This is a genomic window from Pseudoduganella guangdongensis (genome assembly GCF_009857475.1).
GTDB classification, from domain to species: Bacteria; Pseudomonadota; Gammaproteobacteria; order Burkholderiales; family Burkholderiaceae_D; genus Rugamonas; species Rugamonas guangdongensis.
In genome coordinates, this window is sequence record NZ_WWCJ01000018.1 from 39,965 (window position 1) to 57,508 (window position 17,544).

A 17,544-nucleotide genomic window follows, 5' to 3' on the forward strand; every position below is an offset into this window, starting at 1 on the left:
TTTCAAAAGTCCTCCGGAATGTCCCAGCTTTCGTCAGTGCTTTCCAGCACTACTTCGGCGATCTGTCCCACTTGATACTCAACCTCGGAGACAAGCTCTATAGTCTTTTCGACAGGGGCGGAACGCCCGCTATCAGGCAAAGCGTTGTTCGCCCAAATTCGCTCATGTCTCTTGACCGATAGACGAGACTGACAGATCAAGCTTTGCAGTTCTTGCCGGGCGCGGAGCAGGTCCGGAAGAGCTGGGTTATTTATCATTCGTTCTCTAGCCATCTTTCGTATCAGTCTGTGTTGATATAACGTGATCCGTGCCGTGTACTCGGGGTGCGCGCTTGGCACAGTGAAGTACTTTTGACTGATAGGGTCGAGAACGAAAATTCGACTAAGAGAGCCCTCGGACTGATAGCGGAAAACGACCTTGGCATTACTTCCTAAGCGCCTTCGCAGGTTTGCGAGCGTTTCGCTTTGGTAGATCAATCCTAGAAATCTGATCCCCTCCGGGCGCAATTGCACTGTATGTGAGTGTGCGAAATATGCATCAAACTGATCGAGGTTTGCGGGTAGTCTCGCCCTCGTATGGCGCATTTGCGAAGCCCAGCGTTGGGCAGGTGTTTGCCCGTTCTCCCGAGGCTTGTTCGGGTGCACGTTGTATGCCCAATGAAAGAGAATGTTTCGGAATTGCGTCAAACCCATAGTGGCAGTTTCAATTCCATCCTTGATTTGGTTTCGCTCTTTCTTTTCCCCACCAAAGCCTGGCAGTTCGGACAATAAGTACTCTACGAGCTCACCATTGAAGTTCTCTACTACCGATTTTTCAGTGGGCGTGTATGGCTTGGCCCAGGCGCACATGCTGTTTCCTGCTTCCCTGATCGCTGTTTCCAACGCCGATGCATGGAAGTAGAGCGCGTTGTCGAAGATAGCGATTCCAGGTGGGCCGAATGCATCGTCAACTTCGAGTCGGAGCCCTGCCTGGCGCATGACAGGGCCTTTAGGGAGCATGCAGGACCGGAAAGCATCTAATGCCGAGGATGTGCTTCGCTGGCGATGGCTCATAGACATACCTAGGCATCGACTGGCGAACTGGTCGACACCCGGGGTGACATATGCCCGACCCATTGGCAAATTGGTGAGTTCATCAATTAAGAAAGTGCGTGTGTCCTTATCATCAAACTCCACGACTTCGAGTGGCCGCATAGCTGCATCGCGCGGAAAGTGTGACCGGTACTTTTTCTGCGCATGCGCCAGACCTTTGTTGCGAACACAGACTTCATAAGCTGAGAACTCGGCCTTCACCATTCTTTCCACGGTGGATCGGCTGGGCCTGAACAAGCTGACCTGTTCTGCGGGAACTCTGCTCTGTAGCTGTGACTGGACATCGAACATGACGTCGAAAACGCGGATTTTTTTCTTGCCGTTCTGGCGGAGATCGCGAAAGACTTCGCGTATGGCTTCCACTGTTTCGGTTGGTATACGTCGTCCGAGTCCCGGTGCTCCGCGCTGGGAGTAGTCAGGGATGAGCGCGCGATAGTCCCCCTGCGCTTTATCGTACACGCATGACCACTTGTACACCGTGGGCAGGGTGAGATCGACGAGCTCTTCGCTTTCGGAACGCAGATGTTGCTTCAACCTCGCAAAATCTAGTTTCAGAATAGGAGTCGGGCGAAGACATCGATACCCGAGGGATCGCAGTTCCGTGATGTACTTGAACAAGCTGAAAGCATGCCTCCTCGCGGCTTCGCTGATGTCAGTTCCGAACATCGAGAAGGATGACCGCTCATAAGGAAGTAAGATGGGATCCGACGCGCCTTTTGTCGGTGAAACGGGAATTAGGCGCCTAGCGATGTACTCGTCATAAAGAGCGTCTGCTGCCGCAAATCGTTCTTCAAGCGTTGCAAGGTTTTGCAATACCACCTGCGTTCCTACGACCCTCACTACTTTTACCATAGACAGGCCGTGCTGCAGCGTCTGGCCAGGCTCGATAACGAACATTGTCGACGCGAGCTGCCGCCTGGAGCGACTTGCGCTTCCAATCGATTCATACGCTTCCATGATCTTAGGCCCTTGAAAGTTGTTCCCACCAGCCGTGTCCACCTGTGGACGTGCCAAGTGCAATCGCTGCTAAATCAATTATTGGCAGATGGGATACTGAGGTTTCGGGCCCAAAAGCTTCCTGGACCGGGAAGTACGCTTCACCGCGCCATGCTGCTGCAAGCACGCATCCTTGGTCGAAACCTGCGTCAACAAGTGAGAAAAATCGCGTGGGTCCGTGTTCGACTAGGTGCGCTCTGAGTTCCTGTGTCTCATCCTGCGGTACCAGCTGAGCGACCCGCCGCATTTCGACTAGGTTGTGGCGCAGATACAGTGATAGTGGATGATGGTCCGTCCAGCACACGTAGGTGATGCCAAGCTCGCTAAAGCGCTGCTTGTTCCGATCGAGATTGGCTTGCGTGATTGCGGTGATGAAGCGAGAGTTCTTCACCTCAATCACGTAGATCTTCTTGTCTCGATCGATGGCTAAAAAGTCGGGGATGATGGCATGCCCGAATTCCTCGGGCTCGGTGACAAAAGGCTGCTCTTTGAATCGGGTTATTTGCCCCAGCGTAGCGAGATGCTCCAACAACAAAAGCGCGATTGCCTCATTGCGACCTTGAGCACCGACAAACCGATTCACATGGTTGGACCACAATTCGTGGTACTGGGTCGACTTTGTGCGCCCTTTTAATTTACGTACGGGAGGAGTGGACAGGACACGGTCTAGCCATCCGTAGGAACCCATCGGATTAGGTATTTTATTCAACATGATCAATTTCCCTAGCACAGCAGTGCTACTTGAAGTTAAGTGGGATTGACCTTGCAGCCTAGGACAGGTATCTTGAAGGTGCTAAGCGTCAGAGAACCTATCTTTGGCCGAAAGGAGCGGCGGATCTACAAATTGTGGGTTCGTCGCTTTTTTCATCGACGAGATAACGTGGCTTACATGATCTTTCTCCTTGTCAAAATTTCCTCGATCTCGATTTGTTGCTCTGTTGGAATGTCTATGACTAGTCCATTCCAAACCACGTAAAGCCCTGGTGGGCCGTTGTGTACTTTCTCTGATTCTCCGCCAGAGGTAGTGATGCGCTCCATCGCAGCCATTCCCCAAAGTAGACGAAGGTCGGCAGGTGACAGTCGCAGCGCCGTAGCAATTCGTCGGACTTTCTCCAGTGGCGGAGGCGGCTTGCGCGAATTCTCGATCAGAGAGTAATAGCCGCGCGTTATACCAGCAGCGTCGGCAACCTCAGCCTGACTTAGGCGAAGCGCTGTTCGGAGCCTAAATAGCTCCGCCCCAAAGTTGATTTCGTCATTCTTGATGTCGCTCATAAAATGCCCTTAGCGGGCAACATCCTTTTTAAGATAGCACATGAAAAATATATTTTGCAATAGTGCTCTTTTGAAAAAAATTTAGTAAAATCAATTGGTTATGCGTTCATTTTGAGGTGTTTCGTATTATGTGCATGGTGCGAAACAATTCGCATCCATTGTTGTTTTGAATTGATCGGGTGCTCGGGTAAATTCATTAATTTTCCACGAACAAGATGAATAATAATTCCTATAAAATTCAAAGTTATGCCGCAATTTTGATAAATAGTTCGCTTAACTTTGGTGATGTCCACTGGTAGCGCAGGATCTGGTCGGGCGTGCATTGGCAACGGCCGGACGGGTGCCCCAGGTAGCCGCAGGGGCAGGGGTTCATTGCTGCGATCAGCTGGAAGTTGGCGGGGAAGTCTGCGTGGCGGGTGGCGCGGGCGATGGTCACGCGGCCGGATTCGAGCGGCTCACGCAGCACTTCCAGCACGCGGCGGTCGAACTCGGGTAATTCATCCAAAAAGAGGACTCCGCAATGGGCGAGCGAGATTTCGCCGGGGCGTGGCACGCTGCCGCCGCCCACCAGCGCGGCGCCGGAGGAGGTGTGGTGCGGCGAACGAAAGGGGCGCACCTTCCAGCCTTCGACGGAGAAGCCGCTGATCAGGGATTGCACGGCTGCCGCCTCCAGCGCTTCGTCGTCGGTCATGAGCGGCAGCAGGCCGGCGAAGCGGGTGGCGAGCATGGTTTTGCCGGCGCCGGGCGGACCGACCAACAGCACGGAGTGGCGGCCTGCGGCTGCCACTTCCATCGCTCGCTTGGCATGCTGCTGACCTTTGACATCGGCGAAATCGGGGATGGAGGGTGGTAGCGGCAAGGGCTTTGCGCGGTGGCGCGCGAGGGCAAAGCTGCCGTCGATATGGGGCGCGAAATGGGCGCACACCTGCAGCAGCGTATTTGCGGGATAGATAGCGGCATCGGCCACCAGCGCCGCTTCGTCGGCATTGGCCATGGGCAGGATGAAGCCGCGCGCGTGGCCGCCGGCGGAGCGCTGCATCGCGTAAGTCATGGCCAGCGCGCCGCGAATCGGGCGCAGCTCGCCGGTCAGCGATAGTTCGCCGGCAAACTCGTATCGCTCCAGGCCTTCGCGCGGGATCTGGCCGGAGGCGGCGAGGATGCCGATCGCTATCGGCAGATCGAAGCGGCCCGATTCCTTGGGTAGGTCGGCTGGGGCGAGGTTGACTGTGATGCGGCGGTCCGGTAGCTGGAAGCCGGCGTTGGTAATGGCGGCGCGCACGCGGTCGCGCGATTCCTTCACCTCCGTATCGGCCAGGCCGACCATGGCGAAGGCCGGCAGGCCGTTGGCCAGGTGGACTTCGACGCTGACTTCCGGCGCTTGCATGCCGGCCAGGGCGCGGCTTTTGATGACGGCGATGCCCATGATGGCCTCCTTGGTGAGAAGAACCATCCTAGGCCGCGTGCAGCGGCCCGCCTTTGCGCTAGCGCAAACTGACCTCAAACCATAGTTCGTGCTCCTTGAGGCTCGACTTGAATTGCTTGCGGGCAGCAGGGGAGAGTTCGGCCAGGCTGGCGTCACCGGGACGGTCTTCGTCGGCTACCAGTACGCGGCCAAAGGTCTTTTCCTTCAGGCGCTTGAGCAGTGGGTTGAAGGGCATGCCCATCCAGCGGTTCTTGATCGCCTGCGCTTTCGAGACGGGGATGAAGGCGACCAGATTTTCGCTGGTCATTTGCTCCAGGCCTTTGTCGCGCAGGGTCGCGTTGTGGCTGCCGTGGTGGCCCACTTTATAGAAAACCGTGCGCGCCAGCAGTTCGGGGCCGGTGACGACGCCGGAACCGACTTTCCAGCGCAGGTCTTGCCAGGACAGCCAGTTGCCGACCTGGGCGTCGGCGGGGAATAGCAGCACTTCGCCGCTGTCGATGAACTCAAAGGCGAGCACCAGGCAGGTGTTGTTGGTGTGGCTGTCCAGGTTGAGCGCAAGGGTTTCGGCGGCCTGGGTCCAGTCTTCTTCGATCTGGCGCCACTCGTCGCCTTGGGTATGCCAGACGTTGGCAAACATGTCGGCCAGCGCGGCGGAGCAGCGCTGGCCGGAATCCATTTCGCGTCGCAGGCTGGGATCGAAGGGGCAGTCGTCGAAGCCGTCGTCATCCGGTGCGCCGTCGGGGCCGAGGCGCAGGAAGGCGGCGTCCAGGTTGCTGGCCAGCTGCAGTTCGGAGGCCAACTCGTAGGCTTCGCGGCCTTTCTTGGTCGGGGCACTGCGCTTGATCATGCCTTCGTCCGGCGGCGGACCGAGGACGTAGACGCGCACGTTGGGTGCGCCGTCCAGCGTGCGCGGCGCCTGCTTGGGTGAGAGGTAGCGCGTTTTCACGTCCTGCTTGCCTTGCAGGTACTCGAAGGCGTCGCGTGTTTTGCCGATGCGGGTGCCGGCAGGTTCGCCGGGCTTCAGGCCGAAAAAGCCCAGCATGCGCCCCAGCTCGGTGCCGCGCTGTTTCATCCCGGGGGAGGGCGAGTTGTTGAAGGCTTCCACGGCGGTGGCCAGGGCGTTCAGCTTGGCGGCCCGTTCGGCGCGCAGACGCTGGCCCAGTTCATTGCGCGGGTCTTCGGTCCAGCCGTACCAGACTTCGCCGATTTCCATGCTGTCGAATATGTCGCGGGCCTGTGTCGGATGGAAGCCTGAGACGTGGTCCCAGTGTTCGTGCGTCATCACCACGACATCAAGGCGGCCCTGGCATGCGTCGCGTATGTCGGCGGCGACGGCTTGCATGGTTTGCCTGGGTTGCTCGGCGACGGTGATCAGGCCGCAGTCGATCAGCACATTGAAGGTGTCGCTGCTATCCGGCTTGGCGAAGCGCAGCAGCATGCAATCGCCCAGCCCGTGGCGGTACAGGCGGATGCGCACGCGCGCGCTGGCATCCGTCTGTTTGCGTGAACGGGTTTCGCCGGCGGCCTGGCTCTTGGGGGCTGCCTGGCGCGTGGATGTGCGCGGTGGGGCCTTGGCGCGTAAGGTCGGGGGCTGGACGTTGGGCGAGATCATGGCGGTGCCTTAATCGTTTGAGTGGAGCATGCAAAATGGTTCGGCCTTGTCGTTGCAGGCCTTGAAGTAGGTGGAGCGCAGGGCGACGCCTGTGTCGTAGCGCATGCTGCGATGTTTGCGCACGGCGGCCATGCGCTTGTCGTCCATGAGCGGGCGTTTGATGGCGTAGCGCAGGGTCGGGATCACGCCGCCGTCGTCCTGGATATCGCCTTCCAGGTCGAACACCAGGGTGCAGCCGCCCGGGAAGTCGAAGCTGCCCATGGCTTCATCCTGTTCGTCCACCGGTACCTTGCGGCGGCGCTGGGTGATGGAAATGATCAGCTGCTTGAGGATGTCGCCGTCCGGCATCACGCGCAGGGTGGGCTGCACCGAGTGCACTTCAAAGCTGGGCAGGCCATCGCGGTCGTAGCGCAGGCCGGGCACTTTGCCGTTGCGCTTGAGCTCCAGCCCGGTTACGCGCATGAATTCCTCGCAGCGCGCGTCGTCGCCGGAGCGCATCATCTCTTCCACGTTGTCGTGGGCGCGGATGCGGGCGCGCTTCAGGGTTTCGAAGACTTTGCTGCGTTTGCGCTGGTACAGCGATTCCTGCACCAGGCCACTCAGTTCGCGCGCGAGGGAGGTGAGCACGCTGGTGGGGTCGGGGCTGCCGTCGGCCAGTTCGATGCGCGCGTAGGGCCAGCGTAGCTGTTCTTCGGACAGCGTCTTCAAGCCGTCGGGCAAGATGCCCCAGCGGCGGAACGATTCGATCAGTGCCACGCGGTAGCCGTGGCGGTCGTTCGGCACCATGTCGTAATCGGCGGTGACCAGGGCGCGCAGGTAGTCGCCGAAGCTGATGTCGAAGGGCGGGCAGTAGTCGAGCGCGCGAATCGCCATGTGCAGGAAGGTCTGCGCCGTCCTGGTGGCGACTGCCGCCAGCTCATCGACCAGCACCGGGTGCAGCGCGCCGTCGGGAAGTTTGCCGGTGCCGGAGCTGGCCAGGCAGACGATGCCGGCGCTGCGCAGCTTGTACATTTCGAGGAAGGCGGAAAACATGGCGGCCACCAGGATCGAGCCGCGTTCATGCGGCTCCAGCGCTTGCGCCAGGCGCGCCGGGTCGGGCTGCACCGGCTGCCACACGCCCTTGTCGTCCACGTCGCCAATGGCGCTGCGCAGGGCGCCGTAGCGGCCGGTGGCGACGCCGAATTCGTGCGCCAGTTCGCTGAGCAGGGATTGCGTTTCCAGGTTGCCGCGCGTGCGCGAGACCTGGTGCTTGAGCACTTCCGGGAAGGTGAAGTGCTGGAACAGGGCCACCAGGTCGGAGAAGGCTTCGTGGAAGGCCAGCGTGTCGGGATGGTTGTCGTCGATGTAGCGCCGGTGCATGCCGTCCAGCAGCGCGTGCGTGGTTTCGTGCGTGATGATGTCTTGCGACAGGCAGGAGAACACCATGCCGTTCGGGCCCTGGAAGTAGCCGAACAGCAGGGCCTTCTTCTGCGGGCTGTAATAGGCGTTGGCGGCGCGCAGGGCGTGCGGGTAGATGCGCAGGGTTTGCACGAACTCTTCGCGCTTGCCGGCATCTTCGCGCGAGGACCATTGCGCCTGGCGCCCCAGTGCGCGTTCGAAATTGCAGATGGTGTTCATGGCCACGGCGTACACCATCTGCTGGTGGAATTGCGGGTTGCCTTCGGAGGGCGGGTGGCCGTCCTGTGCCAGCAAGTGGGCGCCGTTCAGGTCGACCGGTTCGTACCAGCAAGCGCTGGCGGGGTCGTAGTCCAGCACCTCGACGTACTCGCCGCGTGGGCCGGGCTGCAGCTCGCTTTCCCACGGGATGTTGAAGATGCGGTGGTTGATCGACGCGGTGTCGAGCTTGAGCGAGAGGCTGGGGTCGAAGGCGTAGCCGCGCAGGCGCCGGAAAGGCGGGCGCTTGGCGCCTTGCTCGATGGCCTGCTTGCTGTAGTCCTGGCTGCTGGTGGAGGAATACATGGGCGCTCCTATTGGGCCAGTTCTGGCGCCCAGCGTTGGATGCGCGCCGCCACCAGGGCGCCGCCGTGGCGCGCGAGGACGGCGCGTTCGGCGTCTTTCAGCGCCTTCAGGTTGGTGGCGATGCTGGAGGCGAAGACGGAATCGCCGGGCGTCGATTCGCCTTCCTCGCTGTCGATGGAGAACCAGAGCGGGCGCGGGCCGGCGCCGGCTTTGTGGCGGTGCTCCAGGCGGTCGAACTGCAGGCCGCGTATTTGTTCCATCATGATGTCCAGCCCTTCCTTCAGCACCAGGGCGCCGGATTCGGTGGGCTCAGTCTTGATCGCATACGGTTTGCCGCCGTCGCTCACCAGCAGGTAGTCCAGTTTGTTCAATGCGGCGAGGCCGGGGTTGATGCCCAGGTTGTCGTACACGCCGCCGTCGCTCAGGGTGACGTAGTCGCACTGGGCGGCGTGCTTGTAGACCTTTTCGTCCAGCCGCAGCGGCGGGAACACGGGCGGGAAGGCGGAAGAGGCGGCGACCGCGCGCGCAATCGGAAAGTGGGGCGCTTCGACGAACCCCAGTTCGTAGTCGCCCATCTCGCTCTTGCCGCGCGCGCCGGCAATGAAAGAGAACATATTGCCGGTGGCGAGGTTGGTGCTGTTCACGTAAATGCGCGGGCCTTCCGCCAGGTCGCCCAGCTTTTTGCCGTGGAACAGGTCGCGCTCGTAGGTTTCGGCCAGCTTGTCCAGGCGCGTATGGAAAGGGTCGAGGGTGCCGCCGATGACGGAGCCGACGGCGATCGAGCGCGTGGCCAGGTAGCGGTCCAGCTTGTCGAGTGCGAGCGGGTCGTGCCAGTGCAGCGCGAGGAAGGCGCCGGCGATGCTGCCGCCGCTGACGCAGGAAATGAGGTCGATCTTGTCGAGCAGCTTGCGCGCACGCAACTCACGCAGCACGCCCAAATGAAAAGCGGCAGCCCGAAAGCCGCCGCCCGACAAGGTAAGCCCAATGCGCTTGCTGGCGCCATTGATGGTGATGCTCATGGGACACCTCCGTAGGAAAGTGCGCACCCATGGCACGGGAATCAACCCGTTACGATAGGGCGATTCCTATAGAGTAGGCAATAAATCTGCCTTAAAACTCACCAATTATCACTTTTCGGCCAGTTTGGCTTCCAGCTCGGCCAGGCGCGATTCCAGCAGTTCCAGCTTGGCGCGTGCCTTGGCCAGCATCTGGGCCTGGATATCAAACTCTTCGCGCGTGACCAGATCCAGTTTGGCGAAGCCCTGGGTCATCATGGCCTTGACGTTCTTCTCGATATCCTTGGCAGGCGAGTTTTCGATGACCTGGTTGACTTTCTGTTGCAGGTCGTTAAAGAAGGCATTCATGTCCATGGCGTAATTCCTGATGTGTGAGGTTTTTGCACCACGAAGGTGCAACTTTGGCTTCAATTGGTGCGAGATGTAGGCAATACATCAATTGATGCACGTTCCCGGTGGTTAATGGGCTGGCACGCAATCTGCTAATAGGCAGTAAAGCTTGTCGATTTAAGCCTGAATTTTAAACCGCAATAAAAGTTCACTCAAAAGGAAATCGCCATGAATCACAAGAGCAAGAAGCTGGCCCTCACCGCTGCAGTCGCTTTGGCTATGGCAACGCTGGGGACTGGCATGGCCCAAGCGGCGGATGCCGCGCCGGAGGCGAAGCCTGACAATGAGATTAGCTTTAATGCTGCCATCACCAGCGATTACCGCTACCGCGCTATTTCGCAAACCCGCCTGAAACCAGCGCTGCAAGGCGGCGCCGACTGGGTCAACAATCCGACTGGTTTCTATGCGGGTGTTTGGGGCTCCACTATCAAGTGGATCAAGGATGGCGGCGGCGACGCTTCCGTTGAAGTCGATGTGTATGGCGGCAAGCGCGGCGAGATCGCGCCGGGCGTGAGTTATGACGTGGGCTTCCTGGCCTATATCTATCCGTCCAACGACCTCAACCCGAGTGCCAATACGCGTGAAGTGTACGGCCAGGTCGGCTATGGCCCGGCGACCTTGAAGTACTCGCATTCGCTCAGCAACCTGTTCGGCTTTGCCGACAGCAAGCACAGCACCTATATCGATGCGTCGGTCAACCAGGACCTGGGCGACGGTTATGTGCTGAACCTGCACGTGGGCCACCAGAAGGTGAAGAACTCCAGCCAGTACAGCTACACCGACTGGAAGGCCGGCGTGACCAAGGACCTGGGCTTCGCTTCGCTGGCGCTGGCCTACATCGATACCAATACCGAAAACTATCTCGCACCAAATGGCAAGAAACTGGGCAAGGCTGGCCTGGTGCTGACCTTGTCCAAAACCTTCTAAAGAGGCACCCGTATGAAAATGATTACCGCCATTATCAAGCCGTTCAAGCTGGACGAGGTGCGTGAAGCACTGTCCGCGATCAACGTGCAAGGCATCACCGTGACCGAGGTGAAAGGCTTCGGCCGCCAGAAGGGCCACACCGAGCTGTATCGCGGCGCGGAGTATGTGGTCGATTTCCTGCCGAAGACCAAAATCGAGGCGGCGGTGGATGATGCGATCGTCGAGCAAGCGATCGAGGCAATCGAGAACGCCGCGCGCACCGGCAAGATTGGCGACGGCAAGATTTTCGTTTCGTCGCTGGAGCAAGTGATCCGTATCCGTACCGGCGAGACCGGCAACGACGCACTGTAAGGGGAAACGTGATGCAATTCATGAAGAAGTTGCTGGCCGCAGGCGCTGTCCTGATGGCCTTTAGCGCAGCCCTGCCTGCGCTGGCGCAAGACGCCAAACCAGCGGAAGCGCCCGTTGCTGCCGCTACCGCCGCTACGCCGGCTGCTGCGCCGGCTGCGGATGCTGGCGCTGCTGCTGCCGCAGCGCCGGCTGCTGCCGCCACCGCTGAAGCCGCTCCTGCCGCCGCGCCGGCGCCGGTCGCACAGAAGGGCGATACCGCCTGGATGTTCGTCGCCACCCTGCTGGTCATCATGATGACCATTCCTGGCCTGGCCCTGTTCTACGGCGGCCTGGTTCGCTCCAAGAACATGCTGTCGGTGCTGCTGCAGGTGTTCTTTGTGTTCGCGCTGATTATCGTGCTGTGGTGCCTGTACGGCTACTCGCTGGCCTTCACCGAAGGCAATGCCTTCTATGGTGGTTTCGGCCGCGCGCTGCTGGCGGGCATTTACGACCCGGTCAAAGGCTTCGCCATGGCGGCGACCTTCAGCAAAGGCGTGGTGATCCCTGAGTTCATCTTCGTCGCCTTCCAGGGCACCTTCGCCGCCATTACCTGCGGCCTGATCGTGGGCGCCTTCGCCGAGCGCGTGAAGTTCTCCGCTGTGCTGGCGTTCATGGTGCTGTGGTTCACTTTCTGCTACCTGCCAGTGGCGCACATGGTCTGGTTCTGGACCGGCCCTGATGCGATCACCGATGCGGCTGCATTGGCGACGGAGACGGCCAAGGCTGGCTTCATCTTCCAAAAAGGCGCGCTGGACTTCGCCGGCGGCACCGTGGTGCACATCAACGCTGCAGTTGCAGGCTTGGTGGGCGCGATCCTGATCGGCAAGCGCGTTGGCTACGGCCGCGATTCCATGGCCCCGCACTCGCTGACCATGACCATGATTGGCGCATCGCTGCTGTGGGTGGGCTGGTTCGGCTTCAACGCCGGCTCCGCGCTGGAAGCTGGCGATATTGCGGCCCTGGCCTTCATCAACACCCTGCTGGCAACTGCTTGCGCCACTGTATCGTGGGTATTCGGTGAATGGATCGCCAAAGGCAAACCTTCCATGCTGGGCGCTGCGTCCGGCGCGGTGGCTGGCCTGGTCGCCATCACCCCGGCCGCTGGCTTCGTTGGCCCGATGGGCGCGCTGGCGATCGGCCTGCTGGCCGGCATCGTCTGCCTGTGGGGCGTGAACGGCCTGAAACGCCTGATCGGCGCCGACGACTCGCTGGATGTGTTCGGCGTGCACGGCGTGGGCGGTATCCTGGGCGCCGTGCTGACCGGCGTGTTCGCCGCACCATCGCTGGGCGGCCAGGGCATTTTCGACTACGTTGCCAACAAGGCAAGTGCAGACTACTCGATCAGCGGCCAGGTGATCACCCAGCTGACGGCGGTGGGCATCACCATCCTGTGGTCGGCCGTGGTTTCCTTCATCGCCTACAAGCTGGTTGACATCGTAATCGGCCTGCGCGTGCCGGAAGAAGAAGAGCGTGAAGGCCTGGACATCACCAGCCACGGCGAATCCGCTTACCACGCTTGATCAGGCATTTTTGAACGTAAAGCGCCCTGCGGGGCGCTTTTTTTGTTTAAAAGTACCTTTTATTTGCGAGTTTTGCCCCAAAATGGAGGGTCTGCGAATACCAACATAAGCAAGGAAGCAACATGGTGCCCCACCTCGCTACGGCCCTGACCGGACCGTTACTCGATCTTGAAGAAAAGATCATTGCCGCAACCCCAGCCATTGAGCGGTGGTTCCGCCTGGAGTGGCAGGAACATACGCCGCCGTTCTATGCCTCGGTCGATCTGCGCAATGCCGGCTATAAGCTGGCGCCGGTGGATACCAACCTGTTCCCGGGCGGTTTCCATTTCCTGGCCAATGAAATGGCCCCCCTGTCGGTACAGGCGGCGATGGCCGCCATCGATAAGTATTGCCCGGATGCGCGCAACCTGCTGCTGATTCCGGAAATCAAGCCACGCCATCCGACTTACTTCCAGAACGTGTCGAAGCTGATGCAGATCTTCCGCCAGACGGGGTTGCATGTGCGCCTGGGCTCGCTGGACCCGGAAGTGACCCAGCCAACGCCGCTGGCGCTGCCGGACGGCAATATGCTGGTGGTGGAGCCGCTGCTGCGTTCGCCGAACGGGCGGCGCCTGGGGCTGAAGGATTTTGATCCTTGCACGATCTTGCTGAACAACGATTTGTCGGCGGGTATCCCGGAAATTTTGACCAACCTTCACGAGCAGAGCCTGCTGCCGCCGCTGCATGCGGGCTGGGCGCTGCGCCGCAAGTCGAACCATTTCAATGCTTATGACGAGGTGGCGAAGAAGTTCGGCAAGCTGATCGGGGTCGATCCGTGGATGGTGAATCCTTTCCATGCCAAGTGCGGCGGGGTGGACCTGGCAACCGGGGAGGGGCAGGATTGCCTGGCGTCTTCGGTGGATGCCGTGCTGGCCAAGATCCGTAAGAAGTATAAGGAGTACGGGATCAAGGAGAAGCCGTTTGTCATCATCAAGCCGGATGCTGGCACGTATGGCAAGGGCATCATCACGATCCGCGATGCGGCCCAGTTGAAGGAGCTGTCGGACGAACAGCGGGCGCGCATGACCGTGATTAAGGACGGCCAGGCGGTGACCGACCTGAATATCCAGGAGGGTGTGCCGACCTTTGAGAGCATCAAGGAGGCGTTCGCGGAGCCGGTGGTGTATATGATCGACCGCTATGTGGTCGGCGGCTTCTATCGTGTGCATGGCGAGAAGGGGGCGGACCAGAATCTGAACGCGCCGGGCTCGCAGTTTGTGCCGCTGGCCTTTGCGCAGCAGCATGCGGTGCCGGATGTGAAGGCGAAGCCGGGGACTGCGGCGCCGAACCGGTTCTATGTCTATGGCGTTGTGGCGCGGCTGGCTCTTTTGGCGGCTTCGCTGGAGATGGAACGCACGGATCCGGATCCGGAGGTCTATTAAACCCGGTAAACCAGGGTCAGACCCAAGGGGCAGGCCCTCGGGTCTGACCCAGACTTTCCGGGTTTAGGCTAGAATCAGTTGTTACATTTTTGGACTAATCCATGAAAATCGCTTTCCTCGCCGACCCTTTGTCCAGCTTTAAGATCTACAAGGACTCGACTTTCGCCATGATGGCGGAGGCGGCGCGGCGGGGGCATGAGGTGTATGCCTTCCAGCAGCGCCACATGGCGCTCAAAGATGGCAAGGTCACGGCCTACGTTTCCCGCATCGAGCTGACCGGCGACGCCGACGAGTGGTACAAGGCCGCGCCGTCGGAAGACACCAGCCTGGCCGCCTTCGACGCGGTGATCCAGCGCAAGGACCCGCCGTTCGACATGGAGTATGTCTACGGCACCTACCTGCTGCAACTGGCGGAAAAGCAGGGCGCGAAGGTCTTCAACAAGCCTTCCGCCATCCGCGACCACAATGAAAAGCTGTCCATCGCGCAGTTTTCGCAGTTCACCGCGCCGACCCTGGTCACCAGCGACGAAACCCGCCTGCGCGATTTCCAGGCCGAACACGGCGACGTGATCCTGAAGCCGCTGGACGGCATGGGCGGCGCCGGCATCTTCCGCATCAAGGCCGATGGCCTGAACCTGGGCTCCGTGATCGAGACCCTGACCCAGCTTGGCGCCCGCACCATCATGGCGCAGCGCTACATCCCGGACATCGTCAAGGGCGACAAGCGCATCCTGCTGATCGACGGCAAACCGGTGCCTTTCTGCCTGGCGCGCATCCCACAGGCCGGTGAAGTGCGCGGCAACCTGGCCGCCGGCGGTACCGGCGTGGCGCAGCCGCTGTCGCAGCGCGACCGCGAAATCGCCGAGGCGCTGGGCCCGGAATTGGCGTCGCGCGGCCTGTTGCTGGTAGGATTAGATGTGATCGGCGATTACCTGACCGAGGTAAACGTCACCAGCCCGACCTGCTTCCAGGAGATCACGCAGCAGACAGGCTTCCAGGTTGCGTCCATGTTCATCGACGCGGTGGAAGCGCGGGCCGGCAAGCAAGGATAAACATGGTAGGGATTTTATTGATGACGCATGCGCCGCTGGGCCAGGCTTTCCTGGCAGCCGCAGCGCACGTGTTCCGGGCCCCGGTCGAGCGTTTGGAGGCGATCGACGTGGTGGCGGACCAGGACCTGAACGAGGTGCAGCAGCTGGCGCGCGAGGCGATCAAGCGGCTGGATAGCGGCGAAGGCGTCCTGGTCATGACCGATATCAAAGGCGGTACGCCCGCCAATTGTTGTAACAAGCTGGCCGATGCGGGCCGGGTCGAGGTGGTCGCCGGCATCAGCCTGCCGATGCTGCTGCGTGCCATCACCTACCGCACCGACACGCTGGACGTCGTAGTGGAAATGGCCCTGGCGGGCGCGCAGAACGGCGCGGTCAAGGTCGACAATCGTATCCGAGTCAACTAAACAAAACTAAAACATGATTCAGCAAGAACTTGAAATTATCAACAAGCTCGGATTGCATGCACGTGCTTCTGCCAAATTCACCCAACTGGCCGCCAAGTTCCAGAGCGATGTCTGGCTGTCGCGCAACGGCCGCCGCATCAACGCCAAGTCCATCATGGGCGTGATGATGCTGGCGGCGGGCAAGGGCGCCAAGGTCCTGCTGGAGGCGGACGGCTCCGATGAACAGGATTGCATCAACGCCTTGACCGCGCTCGTCAACGACAAGTTCGGCGAAGGCGAGTAAATGCGGGACGGCAGCCCGATGGCATCGTTCTCCCTCCACGGCATTCCTGTTTCGCGCGGCATCGCAATCGGCCGCGCGCATATCCTTACGCCGGCGGCGCTCGATGTAAAACATTACCTGGTGGCCGAGGAGCACCTGGAGGCGGAGGTGCGGCGCCTGCAGGACGCGCTGGCGGCCGTGCACCGCGAGCTGCAGACCCTGTGGAATGAGCTGCCGAAGGACGCCCCGACCGAGTTGGGCGCCTTCATCGACGTGCATGCGCTGATCCTGTCGGACCCCATGATCTCCGAGGCGCCGCTGGATATCATCCGCAGCCGCCATTACAACGCCGAGTGGGCCTTGCTGACCCAGATCGACGAGCTGTCGGCGCAGTTCGACGAAATCGAAGACGCCTACCTGCGCGAGCGCAAGGCCGATATCCAGCAGGTCGCCGAGCGCGTGCTGAAGGTCTTGATGGGCAGCGAGCAGCTGATGCCGAAACAGGGCGAGCTGGAAGGCGATGAATTCCTGGCGCAGATGATTGTGGTGGCGCACGATATTTCGCCGGCGGACATGCTGAAGTTCCGCGACCGCTCCTTCATCGGCTTCGTGACCGATGTGGGTGGGCAGAACTCGCATACCGCCATCGTGGCGCGTTCGCTCGACATCCCGGCGGCGGTCGGCATGTCGCAGGCGTCCACCCTGATCCAGCAGGACGACTGGGTCATCATCGACGGCGATGCCGGCGTGGTCATCGTCACGCCGAGCGCGCAGGTGCTGGAACAGTACCGCGAGCGCCAGATGGTGGCGCTGCGCGCCCGTAAAAAGCTGGGCAAGCTGAAGAAAACGCCGGCCATCACCAAGGACGGCACGGCCATCGCGCTGATGGCCAATATCGAGCTGCCGGACGATTGCGAGCACGCCATGGAGTCGGGCGCCAACGGCGTTGGCCTGTTCCGTTCCGAATTCCTGTTCATGGGCCGCGGCGCGGCCAGCATGCCGAGCGAGGACGAGCAGTACGAGCAGTACCGCCGCGCCGTCGCCGCCATGAAGGGCCGGCCGGTCACCATCCGCACGCTGGACATCGGCGCCGACAAGCCGCTGGACCAGATGGAGCACACCGCGCTGAACCCGGCGCTGGGCCTGCGCGCGATCCGCTATTGCCTGGCCGAGCCGCAGATTTTCCTGACCCAGTTGCGCGCCATCCTGCGCGCCTCGATGCACGGCAAGGTGCGCATCCTGATCCCGATGATGGCGCACGCCTTCGAGATCGACCAGTCGCTGGCCATGATCAAGCGCGCCAAGGCGCAGTTGGACGACCGCGGCGAGAAGTACGACCCGGATGTGAAGGTCGGCGCCATGATCGAGATTCCGGCCGCCGCGCTGGCGCTGCCGATGTTCGTCAAGAAGATGGACTTCCTCTCCATCGGCACCAATGACCTGATCCAGTACACGCTGGCGATCGACCGCGTCGATTACGAAGTGGCGCACCTGTACAACCCGCTGCACCCGGCCATCCTGCAACTGATCTCGATGACCATCGCCGCCGGCCACAAAGCCGGCATCGAGGTGGCGGTATGCGGCGAGATGGCGGGCGACACCAAGCTGACCCGCCTGCTGCTGGGCATGGGCTTGCGCGAATTCTCGATGCACCCGTCGCAGCTGCTGGCGGTCAAGCAGGAAATCCTGAACAGCGACCTGGACTCGATCGCGCCGCAAATGCGCAAGATCATGCGGGCCATGGACCCGGACGCGATCGCCGACGCGGTCATGGCACTGCAAGTCCTGTAATTTCTCATTCAATTTATT

Annotated in this window: 15 protein-coding genes and 1 pseudogene; 8 read left to right on the plus strand and 8 right to left on the minus strand. The window is 60.7% G+C overall.

All coding sequences use genetic code 11. The features are described 5' to 3' along the window. Window positions 1–2 precede the first annotated feature (2 nt). The 8 genes and pseudogenes from GTP41_RS20855 to GTP41_RS20890 all read right to left on the minus strand — a co-directional run bounded on the left by GTP41_RS20855 (window position 3) and on the right by GTP41_RS20890 (window position 9,723). A complete protein-coding gene (locus tag GTP41_RS20855) occupies window positions 3–1,988 on the minus strand; it encodes a TnsB C-terminal domain-containing protein (protein ID WP_161027514.1) in 1,986 nt (661 codons plus the stop codon). A 64-nt stretch (window positions 1,989–2,052) separates the two neighbouring features. Further along, a complete protein-coding gene (locus GTP41_RS20860) occupies window positions 2,053–2,799 on the minus strand; it encodes a hypothetical protein (protein WP_161027515.1) in 747 nt (248 codons plus the stop codon). 173 nt (window positions 2,800–2,972) lie between these two features. Then, window positions 2,973–3,359 carry a helix-turn-helix domain-containing protein gene (locus GTP41_RS20865; protein WP_161027516.1) on the minus strand — a complete coding sequence of 129 codons (387 nt, stop codon included), beginning with the start codon at window positions 3,357–3,359 and terminating at the stop codon, window positions 2,973–2,975. Window positions 3,360–3,651: 292 nt separating this feature from the next. Next, a pseudogene (locus tag GTP41_RS20870) lies at window positions 3,652–4,782 on the minus strand (YifB family Mg chelatase-like AAA ATPase); the annotation flags it as partial. Between the two features lie 58 nt (window positions 4,783–4,840). Beyond that, entirely contained in the window at window positions 4,841–6,394 is a 1,554-nt protein-coding gene (locus GTP41_RS20875) for an MBL fold metallo-hydrolase (protein WP_161027518.1), read from the minus strand. Window positions 6,395–6,403: 9 nt separating this feature from the next. Next, window positions 6,404–8,353 (minus strand): gluzincin family metallopeptidase, encoded by a 1,950-nt coding sequence (locus tag GTP41_RS20880; RefSeq protein WP_161027519.1) that lies wholly within the window; start codon window positions 8,351–8,353, stop codon window positions 6,404–6,406. An 8-nt stretch (window positions 8,354–8,361) separates the two neighbouring features. Further along, window positions 8,362–9,372, minus strand: coding sequence for a patatin-like phospholipase family protein (locus tag GTP41_RS20885; RefSeq protein WP_161027520.1), 1,011 nt, complete (start codon window positions 9,370–9,372; stop codon window positions 8,362–8,364). A gap of 108 nt (window positions 9,373–9,480) precedes the next feature. Beyond that, the gene (locus GTP41_RS20890) at window positions 9,481–9,723 is read right to left on the minus strand and encodes an accessory factor UbiK family protein (protein ID WP_161027521.1); all 243 of its coding nucleotides are present in this window, start codon (window positions 9,721–9,723) and stop codon (window positions 9,481–9,483) included. 204 nt (window positions 9,724–9,927) lie between these two features. Here GTP41_RS20890 and GTP41_RS20895 point away from each other — a divergent pair, with 204 nt between their 5' ends. The 8 genes from GTP41_RS20895 (at window position 9,928) to ptsP (ending at window position 17,526) form a co-directional block, all read left to right on the plus strand. After that, a complete protein-coding gene (locus GTP41_RS20895; protein WP_161027522.1) occupies window positions 9,928–10,686 on the plus strand; it encodes a TorF family putative porin in 759 nt (252 codons plus the stop codon). 12 nt (window positions 10,687–10,698) lie between these two features. Then, window positions 10,699–11,037, plus strand: a complete 339-nt coding sequence (locus GTP41_RS20900) for a P-II family nitrogen regulator (protein WP_161027523.1) — start codon at window positions 10,699–10,701, stop codon at window positions 11,035–11,037. Between the two features lie 20 nt (window positions 11,038–11,057). Further along, window positions 11,058–12,596 carry an ammonium transporter gene (locus GTP41_RS20905; RefSeq protein WP_161027524.1) on the plus strand — a complete coding sequence of 513 codons (1,539 nt, stop codon included), beginning with the start codon at window positions 11,058–11,060 and terminating at the stop codon, window positions 12,594–12,596. A 122-nt stretch (window positions 12,597–12,718) separates the two neighbouring features. Then, entirely contained in the window at window positions 12,719–14,017 is a 1,299-nt protein-coding gene (gene gshA / locus GTP41_RS20910) for a glutamate--cysteine ligase (RefSeq protein WP_161027525.1), read from the plus strand. 101 nt (window positions 14,018–14,118) lie between these two features. Then, a complete protein-coding gene (gshB, locus tag GTP41_RS20915; RefSeq protein ID WP_161027526.1) occupies window positions 14,119–15,069 on the plus strand; it encodes a glutathione synthase in 951 nt (316 codons plus the stop codon). Between the two features lie 2 nt (window positions 15,070–15,071). Beyond that, window positions 15,072–15,473, plus strand: coding sequence for a PTS sugar transporter subunit IIA (locus tag GTP41_RS20920; RefSeq protein ID WP_161027527.1), 402 nt, complete (start codon window positions 15,072–15,074; stop codon window positions 15,471–15,473). Window positions 15,474–15,486: 13 nt separating this feature from the next. Next, window positions 15,487–15,756, plus strand: a complete 270-nt coding sequence (locus GTP41_RS20925; RefSeq protein WP_155455207.1) for an HPr family phosphocarrier protein — start codon at window positions 15,487–15,489, stop codon at window positions 15,754–15,756. An 18-nt stretch (window positions 15,757–15,774) separates the two neighbouring features. Continuing rightward, the gene (gene ptsP, locus GTP41_RS20930) at window positions 15,775–17,526 is read left to right on the plus strand and encodes a phosphoenolpyruvate--protein phosphotransferase (RefSeq protein WP_161027579.1); all 1,752 of its coding nucleotides are present in this window, start codon (window positions 15,775–15,777) and stop codon (window positions 17,524–17,526) included. The last annotated feature ends 18 nt before the right edge of the window (window positions 17,527–17,544 follow it).